At 44.5% G+C, this 22,948-nt stretch carries 24 protein-coding genes and 1 pseudogene; 15 read left to right on the forward strand and 10 right to left on the reverse strand.

Annotation, left to right across the window (positions count from 1 at the left end; translation table 11 throughout):
* The first annotated feature begins 96 nt into the window (after positions 1–96).
* From KS2013_RS10180 to KS2013_RS10190, 3 genes are all read left to right on the forward strand, one after another.
* The gene (locus KS2013_RS10180) at positions 97–1,572 is read left to right on the forward strand and encodes a peptidoglycan DD-metalloendopeptidase family protein (RefSeq protein WP_228703666.1); all 1,476 of its coding nucleotides are present in this window, start codon (positions 97–99) and stop codon (positions 1,570–1,572) included.
* Positions 1,573–1,590: 18 nt separating this feature from the next.
* Positions 1,591–2,697, forward strand: a complete 1,107-nt coding sequence (locus KS2013_RS10185) for an anhydro-N-acetylmuramic acid kinase (protein WP_068993383.1) — start codon at positions 1,591–1,593, stop codon at positions 2,695–2,697.
* Positions 2,698–2,762: 65 nt separating this feature from the next.
* On the forward strand, positions 2,763–3,875 hold the full coding sequence (locus KS2013_RS10190; RefSeq protein WP_068993386.1) for a GGDEF domain-containing protein: 1,113 nt from the start codon (positions 2,763–2,765) through the stop codon (positions 3,873–3,875).
* Positions 3,876–3,887: 12 nt separating this feature from the next.
* Here the strand turns inward: KS2013_RS10190 and erpA are convergent, their stop codons facing one another.
* The 3 genes from erpA to KS2013_RS10205 form a co-directional block, all read right to left on the reverse strand.
* A complete protein-coding gene (gene erpA, locus KS2013_RS10195; protein WP_156768993.1) occupies positions 3,888–4,214 on the reverse strand; it encodes an iron-sulfur cluster insertion protein ErpA in 327 nt (108 codons plus the stop codon).
* A 77-nt stretch (positions 4,215–4,291) separates the two neighbouring features.
* A complete protein-coding gene (locus KS2013_RS10200; RefSeq protein ID WP_068993392.1) occupies positions 4,292–4,753 on the reverse strand; it encodes a bactofilin family protein in 462 nt (153 codons plus the stop codon).
* Complete coding sequence (locus KS2013_RS10205; protein WP_068993395.1) at positions 4,734–5,480, reverse strand: DUF6776 family protein; 747 nt, start codon at positions 5,478–5,480, stop codon at positions 4,734–4,736. Before KS2013_RS10205 ends, KS2013_RS10200 begins: the two co-directional genes overlap by 20 nt.
* 214 nt (positions 5,481–5,694) lie before the next feature.
* Here KS2013_RS10205 and KS2013_RS12080 point away from each other — a divergent pair.
* The 3 genes and pseudogenes from KS2013_RS12080 to KS2013_RS10215 form a co-directional block, all read left to right on the forward strand.
* Positions 5,695–6,815: pseudogene (locus tag KS2013_RS12080) on the forward strand (chloride channel protein); the annotation flags it as partial.
* Positions 6,816–7,262: 447 nt separating this feature from the next.
* Positions 7,263–7,469, forward strand: a complete 207-nt coding sequence (locus tag KS2013_RS12165) for a CBS domain-containing protein (RefSeq protein ID WP_228703784.1) — start codon at positions 7,263–7,265, stop codon at positions 7,467–7,469.
* A 3-nt stretch (positions 7,470–7,472) separates the two neighbouring features.
* On the forward strand, positions 7,473–7,892 hold the full coding sequence (locus KS2013_RS10215; protein WP_068993400.1) for a CopD family protein: 420 nt from the start codon (positions 7,473–7,475) through the stop codon (positions 7,890–7,892).
* Here the strand turns inward: KS2013_RS10215 and KS2013_RS10220 are convergent.
* The 5 genes from KS2013_RS10220 to KS2013_RS10240 form a co-directional block, all read right to left on the reverse strand.
* Complete coding sequence (locus KS2013_RS10220; protein ID WP_068993405.1) at positions 7,864–8,673, reverse strand: DUF817 domain-containing protein; 810 nt, start codon at positions 8,671–8,673, stop codon at positions 7,864–7,866. The two genes, KS2013_RS10215 and KS2013_RS10220, sit on opposite strands and share 29 nt — an antisense overlap.
* A gap of 86 nt (positions 8,674–8,759) precedes the next feature.
* Positions 8,760–10,097 carry a peptide-methionine (S)-S-oxide reductase MsrA gene (gene msrA / locus KS2013_RS10225; protein WP_083217833.1) on the reverse strand — a complete coding sequence of 446 codons (1,338 nt, stop codon included), beginning with the start codon at positions 10,095–10,097 and terminating at the stop codon, positions 8,760–8,762.
* A gap of 92 nt (positions 10,098–10,189) precedes the next feature.
* Positions 10,190–10,522: a YbjQ family protein gene (locus tag KS2013_RS10230; RefSeq protein WP_068993406.1), complete on the reverse strand. Its 333-nt coding sequence runs from the start codon at positions 10,520–10,522 to the stop codon at positions 10,190–10,192.
* Positions 10,519–10,956, reverse strand: coding sequence for an anti-sigma factor family protein (locus KS2013_RS10235; RefSeq protein ID WP_068993407.1), 438 nt, complete (start codon positions 10,954–10,956; stop codon positions 10,519–10,521). Before KS2013_RS10235 ends, KS2013_RS10230 begins: the two co-directional genes overlap by 4 nt.
* A 3-nt stretch (positions 10,957–10,959) precedes the next feature.
* A complete protein-coding gene (locus tag KS2013_RS10240; protein WP_068993408.1) occupies positions 10,960–11,493 on the reverse strand; it encodes an RNA polymerase sigma factor in 534 nt (177 codons plus the stop codon).
* A gap of 246 nt (positions 11,494–11,739) precedes the next feature.
* On the opposite strand from KS2013_RS10240, the gene KS2013_RS10245 reads away from it, so the two are divergent.
* Together KS2013_RS10245 and yghU are read left to right on the forward strand one after the other, a co-directional pair.
* On the forward strand, positions 11,740–12,486 hold the full coding sequence (locus KS2013_RS10245) for a hypothetical protein (RefSeq protein ID WP_068993411.1): 747 nt from the start codon (positions 11,740–11,742) through the stop codon (positions 12,484–12,486).
* A 122-nt stretch (positions 12,487–12,608) separates the two neighbouring features.
* Positions 12,609–13,472, forward strand: a complete 864-nt coding sequence (gene yghU / locus KS2013_RS10250; protein ID WP_068993413.1) for a glutathione-dependent disulfide-bond oxidoreductase — start codon at positions 12,609–12,611, stop codon at positions 13,470–13,472.
* Positions 13,473–13,530: 58 nt separating this feature from the next.
* On the opposite strand, the gene KS2013_RS10255 is transcribed toward yghU, so the two are convergent.
* The gene (locus KS2013_RS10255) at positions 13,531–13,719 is read right to left on the reverse strand and encodes a rubredoxin (protein WP_068994541.1); all 189 of its coding nucleotides are present in this window, start codon (positions 13,717–13,719) and stop codon (positions 13,531–13,533) included.
* 157 nt (positions 13,720–13,876) lie between these two features.
* On the opposite strand from KS2013_RS10255, the gene KS2013_RS10260 reads away from it, so the two are divergent.
* From KS2013_RS10260 to KS2013_RS10285, 6 genes are all read left to right on the forward strand, one after another.
* Positions 13,877–14,890 (forward strand): aspartate carbamoyltransferase, encoded by a 1,014-nt coding sequence (locus tag KS2013_RS10260; RefSeq protein WP_068993417.1) that lies wholly within the window; start codon positions 13,877–13,879, stop codon positions 14,888–14,890.
* Between the two features lie 45 nt (positions 14,891–14,935).
* Positions 14,936–16,213 (forward strand): glutamate-1-semialdehyde 2,1-aminomutase, encoded by a 1,278-nt coding sequence (hemL, locus tag KS2013_RS10265; RefSeq protein ID WP_068993420.1) that lies wholly within the window; start codon positions 14,936–14,938, stop codon positions 16,211–16,213.
* 79 nt (positions 16,214–16,292) lie between these two features.
* Positions 16,293–16,940, forward strand: coding sequence for a prenyltransferase/squalene oxidase repeat-containing protein (locus KS2013_RS10270; RefSeq protein ID WP_068993422.1), 648 nt, complete (start codon positions 16,293–16,295; stop codon positions 16,938–16,940).
* Positions 16,941–17,126: 186 nt separating this feature from the next.
* A complete protein-coding gene (locus tag KS2013_RS10275) occupies positions 17,127–17,981 on the forward strand; it encodes a GGDEF domain-containing protein (protein WP_068993427.1) in 855 nt (284 codons plus the stop codon).
* A gap of 70 nt (positions 17,982–18,051) precedes the next feature.
* Entirely contained in the window at positions 18,052–18,843 is a 792-nt protein-coding gene (locus KS2013_RS10280; RefSeq protein ID WP_068993431.1) for an SDR family oxidoreductase, read from the forward strand.
* 18 nt (positions 18,844–18,861) lie between these two features.
* Positions 18,862–20,307, forward strand: coding sequence for an aldehyde dehydrogenase (locus KS2013_RS10285; protein WP_068993436.1), 1,446 nt, complete (start codon positions 18,862–18,864; stop codon positions 20,305–20,307).
* Between the two features lie 64 nt (positions 20,308–20,371).
* Here KS2013_RS10285 and KS2013_RS10290 read toward each other — a convergent pair whose 3' ends face one another.
* The gene (locus tag KS2013_RS10290) at positions 20,372–22,285 is read right to left on the reverse strand and encodes a DUF885 domain-containing protein (protein WP_068993439.1); all 1,914 of its coding nucleotides are present in this window, start codon (positions 22,283–22,285) and stop codon (positions 20,372–20,374) included.
* 150 nt (positions 22,286–22,435) lie between these two features.
* Here KS2013_RS10290 and KS2013_RS10295 point away from each other — a divergent pair, with 150 nt between their 5' ends.
* On the forward strand, positions 22,436–22,921 hold the full coding sequence (locus KS2013_RS10295) for a YajQ family cyclic di-GMP-binding protein (protein WP_068993442.1): 486 nt from the start codon (positions 22,436–22,438) through the stop codon (positions 22,919–22,921).
* Positions 22,922–22,948 lie beyond the last annotated feature (27 nt).

Below are 22,948 nucleotides of genomic sequence, written 5' to 3' on the forward strand. Positions count from 1 at the left end.
CAACCTCATTTTTTAACTACTATGATAAACCGTGACTACAAAGGTTTAAGCAGAGGGAAGCCTCTGTTTGCCAAGAAAAAGAGCCGACGAAAGAGCATGATCATTACGATCTCAGCGCTGTCGGTTGTGTTCGCGGCAGTATCCTATCTCGCAATGACTCCAGCAGAAGAGTCAACAGCTCAAGAAAACCCACAAGAAACGTTAACTCTTCAGATATCACAGGACGGAACAGAAGGCACTCTTACTGTTGACAGCCAGCAGTCAGCAACTGACAGCTCAAACTCAGTAAAGGGTGAACTTGAGAGTAATGAGCAGATATCTGCCCAACAAGCTGAGCCTGAAGCCATTGATAGAGATAAAGCATCCCAAGAATTAACAAAAGCAACCGATGCGATTAAAAACTTTGTCAAAAACACTACTGGTCCAAGAATTGACTGGGAAAGTGTCACCGTTGCTAAAGGCGAAAGCTTAGCCAAAATATTCAAAAAAATGGGTTTCAGCTCAAAAGATTTGCACTACATGATGCGAGCGGATGAGCAAGTTGAAATCCTAAAGAAGATTCGCCCTGGCCATAAGCTGGAATTTGCTAAAACTGATAATGGATTCTATGGCTTACGCTACCCGTTTAACTCCAGTGACACTCTTGTCATAACCAAAGCTGGCGATAAAGAGTTTGATGTTAAGCTGGATAAGAAACCCATCGAGTTCAAGCAGCGTTTCGCTACAGCAACCATTGATAGTAGCTTTTATATAGCAGGCAAAAATGCAGGCTTACCTGACGGCGTTATTATGGAACTGGCTGGCGTTTTCGAATATGACATTGATTTCGCTCTTGAGATCCGTAAAGGAGACAGCTTTTCAGTACTCTATGAAGAGAAATATATTGATGGCGAGAAAGTAGGCTACGGCAATATTCTTTCGGCAGAGTTTAACAATATGGGCGACCACTTTGCCGCAGTACGTTATACCGATACAAATAACCGTACAGCTTATTACACCCCAGAAGGTAAGGCGGTTCGTAAATCGTTCCTTCGTGCACCTTTGAAATTTAACTACGTCAGTTCAAATTTTAATCCGAAACGCTTCCACCCAATCCAAAAGCGGGTTAAGCCTCACAGAGGAACAGACTACCGAGCACCCATTGGCACTCCAGTAAGATCTGCAGGTGATGGACGCGTTGTAAAGTCAAGCTATAACCGCTTTAACGGTAACTATGTTTTCATCCAACACGGTGGCAACATTACGACTAAATATCTGCACTTCTCGAAGAGAGCCGTTAGAACGGGTGAGCGAGTGAAGCAGGGGCAAATCATTGGTTATGTCGGCTCAACCGGTATGTCACAGGCTCCTCATTTACATTATGAGTTTGTGGTTAACGGCGTGCATCGTAATCCACGCACAGTTCAGCTTCCTCAAGCAGCTCCAGTGCCAAAAACTGAGATGGCTCGATTCCAGGAACACTCAAAACCTCTGATGAAGCGCTTAGAAACAGAACGTACAACTTACTTCGCTCGATTGAATGAAGAAGAGTCTGTCGTCAATAGTGGTTCTTCAAGCAAACTACAAAAATAATATTGGTCGAACCTTTAAGTGGCACTTTATATTGGACTGATATCAGGGACCAGCGTCGATGCTATCGATGCTGTTCTCTGTGATATCAGCAGCTCATCCCGAAGGTCAATAAACCTACTGAATACCCTCAGTCTTCCGTATCCTCAGTCTCTACAAGATGAACTCCTTAAATTCGGCAAACTGCAATATCAAGGTGATAGCATTGATCAGCTTGGTCGACTTGATCACCAGGTTGGACAGTATTTCGCTGAAGCGGTAAAGCTTTTATTAGAGAACAGTCCTTGTGAAGCCAGAGATATTGTAGGTATTGGGAGTCATGGCCAAACTGTTCGCCATCGCCCTAAGGCTGATCATCCCTTTACTCTTCAAATCGGTGACGCCAATATCATCGCTGCCCAGACTGGCATTACAACCGTTGCTGATTTTAGACGTAAAGATATGGCATTCGGTGGTCAGGGAGCGCCATTTGCACCAGCCTTCCACCAGGCTTTTTTTGCTGATGAGAGTGAGTTAAGGGCCGTAGTTAATCTGGGCGGGATAGCTAATGTTACTGTACTCAGACAAGGTAAAGATACTATTGGCTTTGACACGGGTCCCGCGAACACCCTGATGGATCAGTGGATTAACAAACATCAGGGACTTGCCTATGATAAGCAGGGGCAATGGGCTTTGACCGGGAGCATCATACAGCCGCTCCTCGATGACTTATTGAGTGAGGCTTACTTTGATACACTGGCTCCGAAAAGCACTGGCTGTGAATATTTTAATCTGGATTGGCTAGAGCCCTATATAAAAGCAAGCTATGCTCCAGAAGATGTCCAAAGAACTTTGCTTGAGCTGACAGCCCTTACTGTCTACAAGGATATTACACGCTACATTTCGTTAGGTACTGTTTATATCTGCGGAGGTGGCGCCCATAACAAAGCCCTTCTTGGCCGTCTGCAAGAATTGTTACTGCCGATAAAAGTCGAAACAACAGATGTGCTGGGAATTAACCCTGACTGGGTTGAGGCTATGGCTTTTGCCTGGTTTGCTCGCCAAACCCTCAATCGTGAGACCGTAGATCTTAAGAGCATTACGGGAGCCAGAGAGAATACGATTATAGGCGGCATTTACCACCCCTGATCACCTTCCTGCTGTAAAATTGCTTATTTAATGCACATTTGCATTAAATTTGGCATACTTGTTCAATGAAACTGCTAAATGACATCAATCAAATAAGAGGATGGGAGCGTGTATTAGAACGATCCATCAATAAGATTTTAATTGTTTTAGCAGTATGCGCCATTCCCGCAGCCCTGGCTTCAGTTAGCCGGGTCACCATTTCGGGATTCCAACCAAGCATGGTGTTACATATCGCAGTCAGCGCCAGCTTAGTATTTTTCGCTCTTCGGCGTAGGCATTTCTCCATCAAACTAAAACTCAACTATCTATTACTGCTATCACTATTGATTTCCACATTTGGCGTATACAACTGGGGGTTGATGGGCAATGGTTTTATATGGTCAGTATTGGGAATTATTTTTATTACTCTGTACTATGGCAGTAAATTTGGGGCCATATCCGCAGTCCTGTTTTGTCTCTACTGCACTATCATTGGAGTCCTATATATTACTGGTAAACTGCAGCTTGCCGTAGAGCCTGGGAGCTATGTAACATCCATAGCTGGATGGGCAACCGCAATTATAGGAGCTTTACTTCCTTTATCACTGACCGTACTCGTAGTGGGTACACTCTATAACAGCGCTAGAAGTATGCTTCAAAAATTAGAAAAGCAGCAAATTGAGATAACCATTCTTGCGGAACAGGACAGCCTCACCGGCTTATATAACACCCGTGTTTTTCAACAGCTGATTGAGCAGGCAATGGAGCGCTCAAAACGCCATGACTCCTGGGTATACTTGATTAATATTGACTTGAATTCATTCAAGCAGGTAAACGATAACTATGGACACCATGCAGGAGATCAGATTCTCAAGCATGTCGCAAACCAGTTACTCAGCATCACTCGAGGGGGAGATACTTTATGTCGCGTTGGTGGCGATGAGTTTTTGATTTTACTGGAACATCCTAAACGATACTCCTCTCTGGAAATCATCCACTTAATTAAACGTTTAAAGCAAGCAGTCTCTTTCCCGTATGAATATGACGGAACCACTTTGAAAGTAAGCTGCAGTGCAGGATATGCAGAATATAATGCATTACACACACCTTATCTCGTAACCAAAGATGATATTTTAAAGGAAGCGGATCGGAAAATGTTTGAGGATAAAAAGAGTGCGCGCACTCAGCAGGCAAGCTAAGTACGCTACTTTTTATATTGAGAATGAAGAACCACAACCACAGGTAGTCTTTGCCTGTGGATTATTAATGATAAAACGGGATCCCTGCAACCCTTCGGTATAATCCACCTCAGAGCCCATTAGATACTGAAAGCTTAGCGAGTCGATCAGGATTTTAACGCCATCCTGCTCAATTGCCATATCATTTTCTTTCTGCTCTTCATCAAATGTGAAGCCATACTGAAAGCCTGAGCAGCCACCACCTGTGACAAACACACGCAATTTCAAGTCCTGGTTTTCTTCTTCCTGAATCAACTGTTGGACTTTTTTGCTTGCAGCTTCCGTTACGGTAATTGACATACAGTCACCTATTTAATCGAACACCCTATTATTATACCCGAAGATGGGGGGCAGTTCGCAATATATCAAGTCCAGACTTATGCTTTTGCTGGCTCAGCTTCCACTGACTGTTGTTCGTTTTCAGCCTGTGGTTCTTGCATTTCCTTATTCTGAGACTCTTCTGACTTATGTTCGAGAGCCTTAGGATCACCAACAACGACCATTTTGCCGTTTACTTCTGCACCGGCATTCATCTCTATAACTTTGTAGTACAGGTCGCCATTGATTTTAGCGCCAGGCTTTAGATCTATTTTCTCTGTGACGTATACATCACCGTCCACCTGACCAAAAATAACTGCATAAGGCGTTGAAATATTGCCTTTAATTTTGCCATGTACTCCAATAGATAAGACAGACTGCTTGTCTGTATCACCTTTCACTTCACCGGTAATTTCACCATCCACAAATAGTGCACCGGAGAAGGTTAAATCTCCATTAATGCAGGTTCCATCAGCAATTAACGTATCCACATTATTAGATTTACGTTTGTTCTTTCGCATTCGTTACATCAACCTCATTGCTTGAATTAATAGGTTTCCAGGTAAAGTCCTGAAGAACCGACTGCGCATTTCGCCCCGCTGTGGCCACGACGACTCTGATAAAACTTGGTTTGAAACCATCCGGCACTTCAAAGCTTCCGGTATGGCTCGACACATAAGTAAAATCAAATTTACCGTTCTGACTGTCAGTCCCATTCAGGGCATCAAAGTCATAGCTTTTTCTCTCCCCAGCTTCCTCGCCAACTATAGAGATTTTGATATTTCCTTTAAGGCTATCACTTTGTCGCTTGGCCTGAATTAGCATCAAGCGGTATTGAAATACATTAGATTGTGCTTCTTCCCAGTACATACTGGCGATTTGCAGACCCGAGTCTACCGCATCGGGATCAAAAATTCTTTGCAACGCTTCGCGCTCTTTTTCTAAACCTCGTTTTTGCCGATGCAGCTTGTCTAGCTCAGTTTTAAGTTGCTGAGTAATTTCGTGCTCTATCTGGTACTGTTGTTGCCAGTGGGTTTGACCGGCCTCAGCCTCTGTCAAACGTTCTTGCAATTCGTCAAAGCGTTCCTGGACAGTCACTGACATGCCATGCTGGCGCTTGTTCAACCAGTAGCCAAAGATCATTGCAGCAACTAATAAAAATAATATGACGAGTGCCCAGGCCCAATACCAGGTGCCACTTCGCCTTTTTCGAATTATATAATCTGGTTGATTCGGATCTTTAGCCATAAATCATTGAAATCGTTTGTTCTTTGAGTCACACTTTCTTATTATGTAAGTCGTTGATGACATTGGCTAATATTACTACCAAAGTCGGTACTTCTGTCGCATTAAAACAGAATTTGTAGCCGAAGGGAACAGAAGTATTCACAATACAGAGTGACGAATGACACTGATTGACCGCCTTAGATTACGCCTTGGAGGCTTTGATGCGCTTGCATTGATGGCCGTTATTGGTTTGATCTGCGGTATTTTGGCCGGTGGTTCCAACATTCTTTTTCGCTATTTCACTGAAAGTTCCTACGTTCTTTGGGCAACCGATCAGTCCGGTACCAATGACTTCGAAAATGCCAGCTGGTTACTGAAATTACTCCTTCCATCTATAGGTGGCTTAATAGTGGGCCTACTGCTACAGCAGTTAAACCCAGAGACACGACGAGTCGGTGTATCGCACGTACTGGAGCGCATGGCTTACCACCAAGGACATTTACCACCGAAAAATGCCATTGTTCAGTTTTTTATCGGTGGATTAACAATTGCCTCGGGTCAATCCGTAGGTCGTGAAGGCCCCGGGATACATCTCGGCTCAGCCACCGGCAGTTACATTGGCCAGAAAATTAAACTGCCAAATAACAGTATTCGCATTCTGGTTGGCTGTGGTTGCGCAGCGGCTATCTCCGCAAACTTCAACACTCCCTTGGCCGGCGTCATCTTTGCCATGGAAGTGGTGATGATGGAATATGCTGTGGCCAGCTTTATTCCGATCATCTTGGCGTCGGTTTCAGGCGCCGTAATGAGTCGCATCTTTTTTGGCTCAGATCCCTCTTTCAGCGTCCCATCGGCAATGGACGTACAGTCTCTATGGGAGATGCCCTACTTTTTGCTGCTAGGTTTCATCAGTGGAATCGTTGCCAGCTTATTTATCTATTTCACTAGCCAGGTACGCAAACATTCGCGAGACTGGCCCGTCTGGATAAAGACCACTGTTGCTGGAACCAGCGTTGGCATTATCGCTTTAGGCGTTCCAGAAGTTATGGGTATTGGCTATGACACTGTTAATGCTTCGTTACACGGCGAACTGCTGCTCTCAATATTAGCACTGAGTCTTGCCGGAAAATTTTTGGCGACCATAATCTGCTCCGGGTTATCATTACCGGGGGAGTACTAGGCCCTACTCTATTTATGGGCGCCATGCTTGGTGGCGCTATGGGAAATCTGGGTGGCGAAGTATTCCCAGATCACGCTAGCTACGAAGGCTTTTATGCCATCATCGGCATGGCAACGCTGATGGGTGCGGTTCTTCAAGCTCCCCTGGCTGCACTGATGGCTTTACTAGAACTAACCAATAATCCCAATATTCTCTTGCCGGGGATGTTTTCAATCGTAATCAGCAACCTGGTCGTAAGTCAGCTGTTTAAACGTGAGTCCTACTGGGAAACTCAAATGACCGATCGTGGAATGCGGCTTAAAGTCAGCCCAATGAAGCAGGTTTTGCGTAGTATTGGTGTTGCAGGGGTTATGACTCGCAGTATCACCTATTTAAAAACTAAGGCTACAGCTCAAGAAATCTCAATTGCATTACAAGAAAAACCCCGTTGGATTTTGATCAAAAATGATCAGGAGGAAGTTATTTCTCTAATGGTTGCGAGTGACCTGGGTCGATACCTTATTGAAAAAGAAGAACAGACAGAAAAGAAAAGTGCTAAAAAGAAAACTCCGTCGGAAGAGTTTTCAGAGGAAATGGAAGAACAAAGCCAGCAGGTTGACAGTGAACCAGATGTCATTAACCTGATGGACATTCCAGCTAATCGCCAGGAGCTGGTAGCCATCGACTTACAGGCAACGCTGGAAGAAGCCTACGATAAGATGGAACAACGTAAAATTTCAGCGGCTTATGTCTATCGCATCACACATAATAAAGAAGAGCGTATTTACGGTATTATTACCCGAGATATGATTACAGATCAGTATATTTTCTCAAAAACACAGGTTGGTTAACGCATGCAGTGGGTCAAAACATTTCATTTATTTTTTATGGTTGCCTGGTTCGCTGGAATTTTTTATTTGCCCAGAATCTTTGTGAATCTCGCCCAGACCGAAAATGATGGAGCCTTCAACCAACTGAATATTATGGCGCGTAAATTGTATCGTTTCATCACTCCCTTTATGGTTCTGACAGTGATCTTCGGTCTATGGCTAGCCTCCTATAATTGGGAATATTATCTGAAAGCGGGATGGTTCCACGCAAAAATGGCCTTAATCATCCTTCTCATCATTTACCACTTTGTTTGCGGTATGTATCAGAAACAATTTGCCGATGGACGCTGTAACAAAAGCCATACTTATTTCCGTGTATTCAATGAACTTCCTGTACTCATTTTGCTTGGCGCCATTATTCTGGCTGTAGTGAAGCCGTTTTAATTACAGGTTCTCTTAAACCATTAACCAAAGTTACTAATACAAAACTTAATAACATCAACAGGTACCAGGACGATAGTTTAGCCAGCGGCACCATTTCCCAGCCCTGGCTCTGATTAGGATAGATCCAGATATTGGCGAAGGTCGCGATATTCTCCGCAAACCAGATAAAAAGAGAGACCAGAAACCAGCCAAACAACAAAGGCATGCTTCTGTGTGTTTTAATCACCTTAAAATGGATTCGCGTGCTGTGAAATAGAGCAGCTGCCAAGCCTAATAATAGCCAGCGAAAATCCCATATAAAATGATGGGAGAAGAAGTTGATATAAACCCCGACCACCAGTAAAACCGTTAAGGATACCTTGGGATAATTCGAATAGCGGAAATCAAAAATCCGCCATACGCGTGCCAGATAACTCCCCACAGCACTGTACATAAAACCGGTAAAGAGAGGAACGTTTTGAATACCAAAAATAAACTCTTCGGGATAGTGCCACGACTGGATAGCATCGGAGGTCTTAAAAAGTTCCATGACTGTTGCCACAACATGGAAAACAATAATAACCAGCGCTTCTTTGAAGGTTTCGAGTTTAAAGGCTAACAGTAGAAGCTGAAAAACGATGGCGGCTATAAATATAAAGTCGTAACGGTGCAGACTTTCCATTGGATACCAGTAGTGGGTCACCACCATGACCAATAATAAAAATCCGCCAAAGATACAGGCATAGGCCTGCTTAAGGCCGAACAGAATAAATTCGTATAAAAACTCTCTATACCGTTCCATGATGTTATTTAGTCAACTTTTATTTTAAATCATACTAAACAACAATTATGGCAAAGTCATAAATAAATCGAGAACAATTATGCCGATCAGGATTTATCGCGAGGCACGAACTCCAGCACTGTTGCGTTAATGCAATATCTCGGCTGCCCGTTAGGACCATCATCAAAAACATGTCCCAAATGAATTCCAGAAGACTTGGATCGGATTTCAGTCCGCTTCAGGCCAAAGGCATTGTCTTCGTGGTAGGTGACAGAGCCATCGACAGGTTTAGTAAACGATAACCAACCGGTTCCTGAATTAAACCTGTCTTTAGTATCGAAAAGCGGTTGTCCACTGAGTTTATCGATAAACACACCGGGTGGCGTATCCTTAAAGATATCGTATTCTTTACAGAAGCGACTGTCGGTGCCCTGCTGAAACGCGACATCGTATGCCTCGCTATCGCCTAACTTAAACTTACCTAATACCGCATAAAACTCTTGTGGCGTTAAATAACCCTGATGACCAAATACCTCTTCACCATCCTGTAAAAACAAAATGGTTGGCGTGGCCCAGGTTTCTGTTTCTATTTTTAAGCCATCAAGCTGGCTTCCAAAACGCCAGGTTACAGGAATAGTTCCTTTATAATCATTGGTCACGTTTTCCTTAAACTTTTCGCAATAAGGGCAGAAGGACTGCGGCTCAATAACGACAATCTGCTTGCCTTGCTGTAACGCGCTATTATCCACCTGAGGAGCCTTATCCTTTTCATTAAAGACAACGCCGGTGGAATGATCGGGACAATAGCCATTGGGATTTTTTACCAAATAATCCTGGTGGTACTCTTCGGCTGGATGGAATTGATCTAACGGCTTTATGATAGTCGCAATCTCCCCATATCCAGCATCTTTCATTAAGACCTGATATTCCGCTTTAACACGTTGCGCAATATCCTGTTGTTCAGGTGAATTGGTAAGAATTGTTGAGCGGTACTGCGTACCGATGTCATTGCCCTGACGATTAACCTGAGTAGGGTCATGTCCTTCAAAATAGTTTTGCAGAATAGCTTCCAGACTGACCTGGTTCTTATTAAAGGTAACTTTAACTACTTCCGCATAGTTATTTGGATCCATGCGGTATTGTGGCTTAATAATTTCACGGTATTTTGGCTCTATACCACGTCCATCGGCATAACCTGATACTGCATCCATCACGCCGGGAATCGCTGCATAACGCTTTTCCGCACCCCAGAAGCATCCAGCACCAAGAACAATCGAATCAATGTGCTGAGTCACCTGCGATTTTTTATCGCTGCTATCAAGGACTTTGCCGAGCTGAGCACTGTCAACGGCTCTCTGTTGGGGATTCTGAGAAAGAAAGGCTAAGTACACTAACCCCAGGGCCAGTGAACCCAAAGCAATTGTCTTGTATATCAATTTCACCATAACACCTGCTATCAATTAACTAATACAATTATTAGGCTTACGGTGTATAGATGATGTGAAGGCTGAAATGTTACAAAATCAGCCTGGCGAAATTATTCTTTGACTAATATCACAGCCGTTCCAAAGACTAAGAGCTCTGCAGCAGAGCTGGCAACCATGGAGGTAGAGAAACGCGCACCGATGACAGCATTGGCACCTAACGTTCTGGCTTCATCTAGCATACGGTCAATTGCCTGCTCACGGCTTTCTGCCATCAATTTGGTGTACTCGCTGACCTCACCACCGACGATATTTCGTAATCCGGCCAATATGTCTCGGCCGACGTGGCGAGCCCTGACTGTATTTCCTCGTACCAGCCCTAAAACTTTTTCTACTTTATACCCCGGGACTTCTTCTAAAGTGTAAAGCTCAATATCATGGCTCATAGTTTCACATTCCTGTATTTATCTGTTTTTCTGGCAATTAATCTTTGTCTTAAAACGCTGATGAATAATGATAAGACGCCAACTTCTATTAATAACACGCCAATTTTTACCCAGGTAACTATTCCAGGTTCCGTGTAAAAAACGAATAGCTGCCAGATCATAAAACCGAGCAGGCCGATAGTTAGACACAGCCAACCAATAACACCGAACAGTTTCGACGTAGGCTCGTTCATTAACGCTTCTATCTTGCTTTCTTCACATTCCGGGTAACTTAGCTGCCCCATTTCCTGTCGAATAGCGATCAGATCATCATAAATTTTTCGGCAGCTGTCGCACTCTTTCAGATGTAACCTGACCTTCTGCGATTTTTGTTGAGTGAGCTCGTTATCAATATAGCCGCTCACTAGCTCTTGAATATGTTCACATTGATTCATCACTTACCTCGTCTCAAATGATGTATCTTTGGATTTATCACTTAGAGCTTCCCGTAACGCCAATCTCGCCCGGTGAAGTCGTGACATGACGGTACCTTTGGGTACCGATAATATTTCCGCGATATCATCATAGCTATGGCCATGATAATCTCGCAACACCACCAGTTCTCGGTGATGTACAGGGAGCGTTTGTAATGCGCTTCTCAAGCGTTGCCTGATCTGCTCTCGCTCAAGCTGAACTTCTGGCGATATGGAGTCTGATGGCTCCAAAAGTGCACCCGTTTCATCTAAAGAAGTTTCTCGCGACTGCTGTCGGATTCGATCAATGGAAGCATTCCTGACCACCCGGTAGAGCCACTTCTGAAGGTCAACACCACCTTTCGGTGCCTTGGGATGAGATAGAACCTTTTCGATACTGGCCTGTACCACATCCTCAGCCTCAGACTGATTACCCAGTAGCTGCAACGCAAAAACCAGACTTTTACGGCCTAGCTCTTCAAGAAAAGGCGCATCAAGTTGTAAGCTGACCTGGGACAAATAAAACTCCTTTAAACCACATAAAAACAACCGCTGTATTGATATAACGAGGAAATCTTTTTTTTATTCCATTCAATGTTCTACTTTTGATCTGACTAGTTATAGCATGATACAACCAAAAGCTATATTCTAAGCCGCTATTCATATCTTGTAACAGATGCTTATCACGGGGAAATTGAAGATAACCCCATTCGCAACTATACTCCCTACGACATAATTAATTGAACTATCGACAGGGAAGACACTATGAATATAATCAAGGACCTTGGCAAAGGACTCTATACGTTACTCTTTATTGCACCATTGTTCTGGATCATCCCAGCACTGATAGAAGGTATACAACACTTTGTTGAAGTTCAATTAGGCATGTTTACCCTTGGTGATTCGGTTGAACCAGGAACAGAAACCGTCATTAGGCTCGCTTTTGGTTTCTTAAAAGTCCTAGGTATCATCGTGCCATCACTGTTGATTCTGAAACTCTCCGCTCAGCACTGGGATAAGAGTAAGCTTTTCCCGCTCACTACTTTCGAGAGAAACTTGATATTGGTGACTGCGGTTCTCGTACTGGCGGCTCTTATTTTCGTAACTTACTTCGGGGCTAGCTTTACAGCATGGTTAAGTACCAAAACTGATATCCCGGCCAGTATCGCCCCCTTTATCCCCTTACTCGTTTTACTCTTACCGATGTTTTTATTCAGAGATAGACTGGTAAAAGGTCTTCTAAAGCTTTGCGGGGTTCATCTTGAAGGGGAACTCTCTCCAAAATCGTATCTGTTTGAACTACTGTATACCGCTTTCCCAATCCTACTCGTTGGAGCACCGATGGTTCTTCACTATAAACTCAATGGTTGGGCCATGGGCACACAAGGCTGGGAATTATTTGGTTTATTATCCGCGGACTCGGTATTAGTCGGCTTGATGGCATTACTTATCGGCCTATCGTTCCGACTCGCCGTTACCTGCGTGTACTCAAAAGAATTAAAAAAGCCTTAAAAGTATTAACATGTGAATGGCTAATAGTGGTTATTCACATGCCTAAATTGACAACTCATATGTGTAGCGTTTCAATGGTTTCATCATCAAGCCAACATAGGCAGAACTTACGCTGATAAACCATGAGCAACAATAATCAATATACACCTCCAAAAGTGTGGGAATGGAACCCTGGTAATGGTGGCGAGTGGGCCAGTATTAATCGTCCGACAGCTGGAGCCAGGCATGAGCACAAGCTCCCTGTGGGTAAGCATCCATTACAACTATATTCACTTGCGACGCCAAACGGTCAGAAAGTAACGATCATGCTGGAAGAACTCTTGGCTTCCGGTCATAAGGATGCCGAGTATGACGCACATCTGATAGATATTAGCGAAGGTGATCAGTTCGGCAGTGACTTTGTCGACATTAACCCCAACTCCAAGATTCCAGCATTAATGGATCATGCTCCAGCAAGCGGTCAGTCGACACAGCGAGTCTTTGAATCCGGTGCCATTCTGCTCTATCTGGCAGAAAAATTTGACGATCTGTTGCCGAAAGACAGTGCTAAACGCACCGAGGCACTATCATGGCTATTCTGGCAAATGGGTAGCGGGCCTTACGTCGGTGGCGGATTCGGCCATTTCTATAAATACGCACCGGAGCCTATCGAGTATGCGATTGATCGATTTACCATGGAAACCAAACGTCAGCTGGATGTGCTGGATAAGCACCTTGCCGATAATGACTTCATGGCAGGTGATGAATATTCTATAGCGGATATAGCTATCTGGCCCTGGTACGGCAATCTGGTACTGGGGAATGTCTACGACGCTGTTGAGTTTTTACAGGCTGAGTCCTATAAGAATTTACTGCGCTGGGCCAGGCAGATAGGTGACAGAGAAGCTGTGAAGCGAGGTCGTCTGGTTAACCGAACCTGGGGTGATGAAGATGAGCAACTACGAGAGCGTCACGACAGTTCGGATATCGATAAGGTTATAAAATAATGTCTTCCAATAAAAAAGCCTCCGTCATGGAGGCTTTTTTCATAGAGAACCGATTAAATTAAAGACTCTTTTTTAACTCATCAGTCATTAACTCAAAGTCTTCCTTGCCCACACCACAGTCCGGACAATACCAGTCATCTGGAACATCTTCCCAGCGCGTACCGGGTGCAATACCGTCTTCTTCCCATCCCTGCTCTTCATCATAAATAAAATCACAGACTAAACAACGATACTTTCTATATTCCACATTGACCTCTAAATTTCGTACGTTCACCAATTTCGCGCCCATTTTAAGCATTTCTGAGCGAATTTCCACTTTCAGCGCATCAAATTTGACAACATCTCTGATTGTTCGTGTTAGAATTGCGTCCCAAGTAGCTTAGTAATAAGATTTGGACTAACGAATGGTATTTCAAGGGCAACACATACTTTCCATTGATCAACTGGACCGCGATGCGGTTGAGCGTATTATCCAGGTTGCCGATGATATGACGCCCTACGCCACTCGTGTTAAGTGCTGCAACGTGCTTGACGGAGCCATATTGGCCAATCTTTTCTTTGAACCCAGCACGCGAACCCGAATCAGCTTTGGTACGGCTTTCAACCTCCTTGGAGGCCATGTTCGCGAAACAGTAGGAATGACGACTTCCTCTTTGTCAAAAGGCGAATCCCTATATGATACAGCCCGCGTCACTGCGAACTATGCCGACGTTATTGCGGTTAGACACCCGGAAATTGGTTCGGTAGCTGATTTTGCACGAGGCAGCAATGTTCCTGTCATCAATGGCGGTGACGGTGCCAATGAGCACCCGACCCAGGCACTGCTTGACCTATACACTATTCATAATGAACTGGAAGCACTGGGTAAGGACAAGGGCACTATCAAAATTGCCATGATTGGCGACCTGAAGAACGGTAGAACGGTACATTCGCTAACCAGACTGCTTTGCCTTTTCCCGAATATTCAGTTCACCTTTATCTCACCACAAGCCTTGGCTATGCCAGATAAGGTGCTGGAGGCGTGTGATAATGCTGGTCTTAACTACAGTATTTCAGAGGACTTCCATTACGGTTTGAAAAACCAGGATGTCATCTACTTAACGCGGGTCCAGGAAGAGCGCTTTACCACACAGGAAGAAGCTAATTTGTACCGAGGTAAATACTGCCTGAACCAAAGCTTATATCAACAGTATTGCGCGAAGGATACCATTATCATGCATCCGCTACCGCGTGACTCTCGCCCGGAAGCAAACGAGCTGAGTGAAGACATGAACGACAATCCAAACTTAGCAATTTTCCGCCAGACGCATTACGGAGTAAAAGTCCGTATGGCACTTTTTGCTCTAGTACTTGGAGTTGAAGATAAGCTATCTCAATTTGAAAAGCCGATGAACTGGTACTCACCACGTCATTCTTAATCGACCATCGGTAACCATTCTCCTAATTTTAGAAGTGTGACCATTATGACTATTTCTGAACAACTTTATACTCGAGCTCAGGAACATATTCCTGGCGGTGTGAACTCTCCTGTCAGAGCCTTTACTGGAGTGGGTGGCACCCCTGTTTTCATAAAGTCAGCTGACGGTGCTTACTTTACTTCAGCCGATAACAAGCAATATTTGGATTATGTCGGATCCTGGGGACCCATGATACTGGGTCATAATAACCCTGCTGTATTAGAAGCAGTCATTGATGCAGCCAAACGCGGCCTTAGTTATGGTGCACCAACAGAGATTGAAGCCGAGATGGCGGAGAAGATCTGTGAGCTCATTCCATCCATCGATATGGTTCGCATGGTTAACTCAGGTACCGAAGCGACAATGAGTGCGATCCGGTTAGCAAGGGGGTACACGGGTAAAGATAAGCTGATTAAATTTGAAGGGTGCTATCACGGCCATGCTGACTGCCTACTGGTAAAAGCAGGCTCCGGTGCCTTAACCCTTGGCGAACCGACCTCCCCGGGTGTGCCTGCCGACTTTGCGAAACATACACTGACAGCTGAGTTTAATAATTTAGACAGTGTCGAGGAGCTTTTAAAAGCTAATAAAGACGATGTCGCCTGTATTATTGTAGAACCTATCGCGGGCAACATGAACTGCATACCTCCAGCAGAAGGATTCCTCGAAGGACTTCGCTCTTTATGTGATCAGTATGGTGCCGTATTAATTTTTGATGAGGTCATGACTGGTTTTCGCATGGGAGTAGATGGTGCTCAGGGCTACTACAAGGTCCAGCCGGATCTAACGACGCTGGGTAAAGTTATTGGCGGCGGCATGCCGGTCGGTGCTTTTGGTGGTAAAAAAGAGATCATGGACCACCTGGCTCCAGTTGGCCCGGTCTATCAGGCAGGAACCTTATCCGGTAATCCAGTTGCCATGGCTGCAGGTCTAACCGCATTGAATGAACTGTCTAAGCCAGGCTTTTACGAGCCGTTGTTCGCTTACACAGAAGCACTGGTTATAGGTATGCGAGAGATTGCTGATCAGAAAGGCATACCATTTACCACCAACCATGTAGGATCCATGTTCGGTTTCTTCTTTAACGATGCTGAGACTGTAACTAACTTTAAGCAGGTAACTAACGGTGATATGGACCGATTCAAAAAGTTCTATCACGCTATGCTGGATCAAGGAGTCTATTTATCACCCTCAGCCTTTGAAGCTGGCTTTGTATCAGCAGCTCACGGTGATAAAGAGCTTAAGCTAACGCTGGAAGCGTTTGAGCAAGCTTTAACGAAGTAATTTCACATATTTTTTGATATATTGGGCCTGAGGCACTTTAGAATCCTTAGCTTATAACATATAAGGAAAAGCTGAAGTAATGAGCTTAGGCCCATTTTTTAAAAGTAAACGCTCCATCCTTTTCTGGATAGCTCTTATCAGTGCTGTTCTCTCCATCTTTTTTTATCAAAAATACAGTCAACTTGATTCCCATTACAGTATTTTGCCTCAGCCGGGTAAAACGCCGTCCTATGCAGAAGACACTAATCGTTTACTCTTGAAACGACAGCACCCTGAGGGGTTTTTCGTCAATAATCCAGACCTGTTTGCAGAGCCATCTGTGCTTAACTTAGAGAGTCTGAGGCTTTCCCGATATGCAGTGGACACTTTAAATCTGCTTGGTGCTTTGGATAACATTGATCGAGAAAACTTAATCCAGTTTGTTCTGAAAAATCACAAGGCTCCGAGCAATGCAATTGGAAACTTAAAAGGCTTTTCTGCATTACCTAATAGCATCGTTAATATTCGAGCAACCATGGATTCGGTAATGATCTTAAAGCAGCTAAATGCACTCGACCGAGTTGACACCGATGCCATTGCAAACCTTATCTTGGCTTATCAAAATGAAGATGGTGGCTTCTGGGATCCCGGCTATTCGGAGTTTGGGCAAAGGTCGACTGTACAGGCGACATCTTTTGCTATCAGGACTTTGCTCCATCTGGATAAGATAAAGTTATTGAATAAGTAACAACAGCAGCAAATCAATCAATTCATACAAAGCTCCTGGTCTAAGGATGTAAAAGCTTTCTCTCACCTCCCCGGCCAGCCAGCAAACAGTAGTTACGATAACTATAGAGCCTGGATTAGTGTTCACTACCTTCCTCTAAACCAGGAAACTCCTGAAAAGGTTGCCGAGATTCTTCATCTACCAGAAATGATAAACACGCTAAATACGACTTTCCTAACCAACGATAAGGTATACAGCGAGCGTGGTGAGTCTCAGATAAACTCTCTAAAAGCTTCATACCTGACAGTACGCATGTTTAGTGAGCTTGGAAAGCTGGATGCCATTCCATCGTGGGAAATTGTACAATTTATAAAAAATTATAGAGACTTAAACGGTGGTTTTTCCGGCGATATCTATTCTGTCTACTCCGTGGTTAAAACTTTAACCTTTCTGTCACCCACCCATACCTCATCCAAACTGGTAACTTATCGACTATTAACTTACGTCACTCTGATTCTTACACTGGTATCCCTAGGTTTTCTATTTGTCATTCGCGGCAAAGTGCAAAAAATCAAACAGACGGCTCTGGAGCGAAAAGCTCAAACTGATCGATTAACTGGATTGCATAATCGTGAATTCCTGGAACAACGTTACGTTAACTATCAAAGTGGAAAGGCGCATATTGCCCTTCTATTACTGGATGTCGATCATTTTAAGAGTATCAACGATAACTACGGCCATCTGGCAGGTGATGAGGTCCTCATCGAGCTGGCCAAGCTACTAAGTGATAATATTAGAAAAACCGATACTCTAGCCCGCTGGGGAGGTGAGGAATTTGCCGTTCTCTGTCCCGCAACCGATCCAGAGCATGCCAATATTTTTGCAGAGAAGCTACGCAGTATGGTCGCCAGCCATTCCTTTTCAAAGCCCGAAACCATCACCTGCAGTATAGGACTTTCCTGCTCTCACCATAACGAACCTTTAAAAAGCTTATTTGCGCGTGCGGATAAAGCGCTATACGAATCTAAAAATAGTGGTCGTAATAAAGTGACCTATCTCTAAATATTTTGACCATTTCCGTCATGCCATAAATATGCTTAAATATTCCTTTTAGGCAACAAAAAGAAATACTATGAATTTATCGCTAATTGGAAAAACCGCACTGGTTTGCGGCTCTAGCCAAGGTATGGGCAAAGCTATCGCTAAACAGCTATCAGAGCAGGGAGCCAATGTTGTGCTATTGGCCCGAAACAAAGAAAAACTAGAAGCGGTACATAAAGAACTGGATCACTCACAAGGTCAGGACCACCATATTTTAGTGGCAGACTTCACCAAGCCAGAACAGGTTAAAGACGCGGTAGAGGGCTTTTTAAAGACTCCAGAGGCAGCCATACATATTCTGGTTAATAACACCGGTGGACCAGCTCCCGGTCCGGCAAATAGCGCTAATACCGAAGATTTCCTGGCAGCATTCCAGCAGCATCTGGTTTGTAACCATGAGCTAATGAAATTAGCTTTGCCAAGTATGAAAGAAGACCACTTTGGTCGCATCATTAACGTCATCTCTACCTCAGTAAAACAACCATTAAACGGATTAGGTGTTTCCAATACTGTCCGAGGTGCTGTTGCTAACTGGGCTAAAACGTTAGCTAATGAACTGGGTGAATTTAATATTACGGTAAACAATGTTTTACCGGGAGCTACTAATACCGTTCGATTAGAAGCGATTATCCAGAATAAAGCGGAGAAGAAAGGTGTTTCCATTGAAGAAATGGAGCAGGAAGAAAAATCGATTATACCAATGAAGCGCTTTGGCACAGCACAAGAGTTTGCTAACGCTGTGGGCTTTTTAGCGTCTCCAGCGGCAGGCTACATTACAGGTATCAACTTGCCGGTAGACGGTGGACGAACCAGCTGTCTATAGATTAGCAAGGATCTCACCATGCAGTTAATTAAAAACTATATAGCTGGCGAACTTAAAGAGCCTGCGAAGAAAAAGTATCTGGACAACGTAGAGCCAGCAACTGGTCAGGTCTACAGCCAAATCCCAAATTCCACCGCGGAAGATTTAGAGCTGGCAGTCGAAGCTGCTGAAAAAGTTCAGCCGTCATGGGCCGGCCTTTCTCTGGAGAAGCGTGCTGAAATCTTAATGAAGGTTGCTGATGCGATTGACGATCACTCCAATGAGTTAGCCAAAGCGGAAGCCATCGATAATGGGAAACCTTTTAGCCTGGCTAAAGCCGTTGATATTTATCGCGCCTCTGCCAACATTCGTTTTTTCGCACAGGCCATAACCCAGTTTTCCAGTGAAAGCCATGCTATGGGTGACGAAGCCATCAACTACACGCTCCGAGATCCTGTCGGTGTAGTCGGCTGTATCTCTCCCTGGAACCTGCCATTGTATTTATTCACCTGGAAAATCGCTCCGGCTTTAGCCGCGGGTAATGCGGTAATTGCAAAACCGTCAGAAGTAACGCCGATGACAGCTTTCCTATTGTCCAAAATCTGTATTGAAGCAGGCTTGCCAGCTGGTGTACTCAATATACTGCATGGTGATGGTCCATCTATCGGAGATCCACTTACGACTCATCCAAAAATCAAGGCCATCAGCTTTACCGGGGGCACTTCTACTGGCGCTCACATCAGTAAAGTTACTGCCGGTATGTTTAAAAAGTTGTCCTTGGAACTTGGCGGTAAAAATCCAACCCTGGTATTTGCCGATTGTGATTTTGAAGATACCGTAAGCAATGTTGTACGCGCAGCCTTCTCCAATCAGGGTCAAATCTGTCTTTGCGGATCACGTATTTATATTGAACGACCGATTTACGAAAAATTCAAACAGGCATTTATCCAAAAAGTACAAGCGTTGAAAGTTGGCGACCCTCTTCAAGAGGACACGCAGCATGGCGCTCTTGTATCTAAGCCTCATATGGAAAAAGTTCTCTCCTATATTGAGCTCGCTCAAGAAGAAGGCGGTAATATCCTGACCGGCGGTAAGCAGGTGACTCTTGAGGGGCGCTGCGAGAAAGGCTACTTTGTTGAGCCCACCGTCATCGAGGGTTTAGATAACGATTGTCGCACCAACCAGGAAGAAATATTTGGACCAGTCTGTACCATCATGCCGTTTGATACTGACGAAGAAGCAGTGACTCTAGCAAACGGAACACAGTACGGCCTCGCTTCGAGCATATGGACCAATGACTTAAAACGTGCTCATCGCGTAGCAAAGCAAATTGAAGCTGGTATTGTCTGGGTGAATTGCTGGTTACTGCGTGATTTAAGAACTCCCTTTGGTGGCGTCAAAAACTCAGGCGTCGGTCGTGAAGGCGGCCTGGAAGCACTGCGTTTTTTCACCGAAACGAAAAACGTCTGTATCAAATATAGTTAGTACGAGTAATTCGCCATTAGTTATAAAAAAGCCCCGATAATCGGGGCTTTTTAGTTCCTAGCTGTTACTTCTTACTCTCTACCCATTTAGCAATTTTTTCATTCAACACCGCCATGGGCACAGCACCACCAAGTAGCACTAAGTCATGAAACTCTTTGATATCAAACTTCTCGCCCAGCGCCTCTTTTGCTTTTGCACGCTGGTTAACAATGTTCAACATGCCAAGTTTATAACCCAACGCCTGTCCCGGCCAGACCATGTAACGCTCAATTTCTGAAACCACATCCGAGTGGGCTGTACCCGTAGTGCTTTCCATGTAATCAATGGCTTCTTCACGCGTCCACTTCTTGTGGTGAAGCCCAGTATCCACCACCAGACGAACCGCTCGGAATAGCTCGGCCTTCAGACGCCCTAAATCACCATACGGGTCATCCTTATACATGCCCATCTCCCAGGCAACTAACTCAGAATATAGCGCCCATCCTTCAACATAGGCATTATAGGGAGCTATACGGCGTAACATGGGCAGGCTTTCCTGTGCCATGTTAAGGGCAATCTGCCAGTGATGACCGGGGTTTGCTTCATGGTAGGTCAGTGTTTTTAGATCAAACTTGGCGTTGGCTTTCATATCACGCAGATTAATCCAATAAATGCCTGGCTCAGAGCCATCCAGTGGCGGTGGCGTGTATTGCCCACCGGGAGCCCCATCCTGACGCTCGACGGGAATGCGTCGAATTTCTACATCATAAGGTGGGATGGTCGCAAACTGTGTCTGCATGACCTGATTGATTTCATCCAGCTTTTCATTGAGGTAGTCCAATAATTTCTGACGACCTTCAGCTGAATCTTCATAGATGAAACGTTCCTCTTCGTTGAGCGCCGCCATACGCTCACCGACAGAACCTTCTTCATAGCCTTCAGACTTTAAAATGGCATCCATTTCAGTCGTAATTCTTTCGACTTCATCAAGCCCAATCTGATGAACTTCTTCTGGAGTCAGATTAGTGTCCCCTAACTGACGCACAGCATCACGATAAAACTTTGCTCCCTCAGGCTGAGCCCAGATACCTGACTCTTCTCGAGCTTGTTCCATGAGTCCTTCCATAGTCGCCGCCAAAGTTTTGTAGGCCGGGTACACAGTGTCAGCAGTCAACTTAACGGCTTCAGCCACCATGCTGTCCTTCTTTTCCTGCGGCAATTCTAATTTTGCAAGTTTGTCACGCAAGTTATTCACCAGCGCATGCTGTTCAGGCTTAGCTTTTACAAAACCGTTCAGGAAATTGAGTGCTCCTTTAACGATAACCTTAGGAGGAACCCATCCCTTTTCAGCGTCAGCCTTGACCTTAATGTTCACGCTATTGATAAAATCACCAAACTGACTTAGTCGAGCCAGATAGTCCTTGGCATTTTGTTCCGTTTTGATCGGATGGTTATTCTGTAATAAGTTGGGTACATCAATCGCCGGACCGTTGATCTGGCTGACTATGAAAGGAGTATGCCCCATCCATAAATCGATATAGCCAATATCAAAGTCGGGCTCGCCAGAATAATAGCGCGTCAGATCAGCGACGACCTTACGGTTTTCTTCGCCTTGCGCAGTATCAGATTTCAATTCCTGTAAGGTTTTTGTATGGATACGCAACGTCTCTCTAAGAGCAGCTTCGCTCTCAGGAGAAAAATCAGGAAGTTTGTCCTGGTAATAGCCCCCCGCCATCTCTTGGCTGACGCCATACATCGAAGCGTTCATAGGCCGCGCCTTAAACAGAGCGGTAGTCGCCTGATCAAAAACCGTTTCAGGCTTTATTTCTGCTTTTGTTTGCACTGGCTCGACAGTCTGAGCCACCTTCTCAGCTTCAGGAGTTTTCTCTGCTTGCTTACCCTGTGCCGACTCGTCCTGCTGACAGCCGACTACTAATAATGAAGTAGCCACCAGTAGGCTAGTGAGTGTTTTACGGAAACCATGTTCAAGTTGAGACATATACCTCTCCCCTGATTATCGAATTTTCAGTTTATCGATTATTAACAATTCATCATCAAAAGTCACACCCTGACTTTGAAACTGACTAGCCTGTACGGTTTTTTTGCCTATAATACGCTTATTATTCGCTATTAATTGAGAGCCCCTACTATGCCTTCCTTTGATATTGTCTCTGAAGTCGACAAGCACGAAATCACCAATACCGTCGATAATGCCAACCGTGAGCTGAGCACCCGTTTTGACTTCCGTGGCGTGGATGCCAGTTTTGAGCAAACCGGCGATAGCATCAAGGTTACAGCCGAGGCTGACTTCCAGGTTGACCAGATGATCGATATTTTCTATCGCTGTTGCACCAAACGTAATATCGATACCAACGCACTCGATATTTCTGACGAAGCAACGCACTCCGGTAAAACCTTTTATAAATCAGTGACTTTTAAGCAAGGTATCGAGAAAGATATCGCCAAGAAAATCGTCAAGCTGATTAAAGATTCTAAAATGAAAGTACAGGCTTCTATACAGGGTGAAGAAGTTCGAGTCACTGGCAAGAAGAGAGATGATTTACAGCAGGTCATGGCATTGGTCAGACAGGCAGAGCTTGGACAACCATTCCAGTTTAAGAATTTCAGAGATTAATCCTAGAGTATAAGGGCAGGCGTGCCA

Origin of the sequence: Kangiella sediminilitoris (genome assembly GCF_001708405.1) — a bacterium.
Classification (GTDB): Bacteria; Pseudomonadota; Gammaproteobacteria; order Enterobacterales; family Kangiellaceae; genus Kangiella; species Kangiella sediminilitoris.

Excerpts from the sequence above, each read along its gene's own strand:
- KS2013_RS10180 (WP_228703666.1), top strand. The coding sequence starts at position 97 with ATGATCATTACGATCTCAGCGCTGTCGGTTGTGTTCGCGGCAGTATCC.
- KS2013_RS10190 (WP_068993386.1), top strand. The coding sequence starts at position 2,763 with ATGAAACTGCTAAATGACATCAATCAAATAAGAGGATGGGAGCGTGTA.
- erpA (WP_156768993.1), bottom strand. The coding sequence starts at position 4,214 with ATGTCAATTACCGTAACGGAAGCTGCAAGCAAAAAAGTCCAACAGTTG.
- KS2013_RS10200 (WP_068993392.1), bottom strand. The coding sequence starts at position 4,753 with ATGCGAAAGAACAAACGTAAATCTAATAATGTGGATACGTTAATTGCT.
- KS2013_RS10205 (WP_068993395.1), bottom strand. The coding sequence starts at position 5,480 with ATGGCTAAAGATCCGAATCAACCAGATTATATAATTCGAAAAAGGCGA.
- KS2013_RS12165 (WP_228703784.1), top strand. The coding sequence starts at position 7,263 with ATGGACATTCCAGCTAATCGCCAGGAGCTGGTAGCCATCGACTTACAG.
- KS2013_RS10215 (WP_068993400.1), top strand. The coding sequence starts at position 7,473 with ATGCAGTGGGTCAAAACATTTCATTTATTTTTTATGGTTGCCTGGTTC.
- KS2013_RS10220 (WP_068993405.1), bottom strand. The coding sequence starts at position 8,673 with ATGGAACGGTATAGAGAGTTTTTATACGAATTTATTCTGTTCGGCCTT.
- msrA (WP_083217833.1), bottom strand. The coding sequence starts at position 10,097 with ATGGTGAAATTGATATACAAGACAATTGCTTTGGGTTCACTGGCCCTG.
- KS2013_RS10230 (WP_068993406.1), bottom strand. The coding sequence starts at position 10,522 with ATGAGCCATGATATTGAGCTTTACACTTTAGAAGAAGTCCCGGGGTAT.
- KS2013_RS10235 (WP_068993407.1), bottom strand. The coding sequence starts at position 10,956 with ATGAATCAATGTGAACATATTCAAGAGCTAGTGAGCGGCTATATTGAT.
- KS2013_RS10245 (WP_068993411.1), top strand. The coding sequence starts at position 11,740 with ATGAATATAATCAAGGACCTTGGCAAAGGACTCTATACGTTACTCTTT.
- yghU (WP_068993413.1), top strand. The coding sequence starts at position 12,609 with ATGAGCAACAATAATCAATATACACCTCCAAAAGTGTGGGAATGGAAC.
- KS2013_RS10260 (WP_068993417.1), top strand. The coding sequence starts at position 13,877 with ATGGTATTTCAAGGGCAACACATACTTTCCATTGATCAACTGGACCGC.
- hemL (WP_068993420.1), top strand. The coding sequence starts at position 14,936 with ATGACTATTTCTGAACAACTTTATACTCGAGCTCAGGAACATATTCCT.
- KS2013_RS10270 (WP_068993422.1), top strand. The coding sequence starts at position 16,293 with ATGAGCTTAGGCCCATTTTTTAAAAGTAAACGCTCCATCCTTTTCTGG.
- KS2013_RS10275 (WP_068993427.1), top strand. The coding sequence starts at position 17,127 with ATGATAAACACGCTAAATACGACTTTCCTAACCAACGATAAGGTATAC.
- KS2013_RS10280 (WP_068993431.1), top strand. The coding sequence starts at position 18,052 with ATGAATTTATCGCTAATTGGAAAAACCGCACTGGTTTGCGGCTCTAGC.
- KS2013_RS10285 (WP_068993436.1), top strand. The coding sequence starts at position 18,862 with ATGCAGTTAATTAAAAACTATATAGCTGGCGAACTTAAAGAGCCTGCG.
- KS2013_RS10290 (WP_068993439.1), bottom strand. The coding sequence starts at position 22,285 with ATGTCTCAACTTGAACATGGTTTCCGTAAAACACTCACTAGCCTACTG.
- KS2013_RS10295 (WP_068993442.1), top strand. The coding sequence starts at position 22,436 with ATGCCTTCCTTTGATATTGTCTCTGAAGTCGACAAGCACGAAATCACC.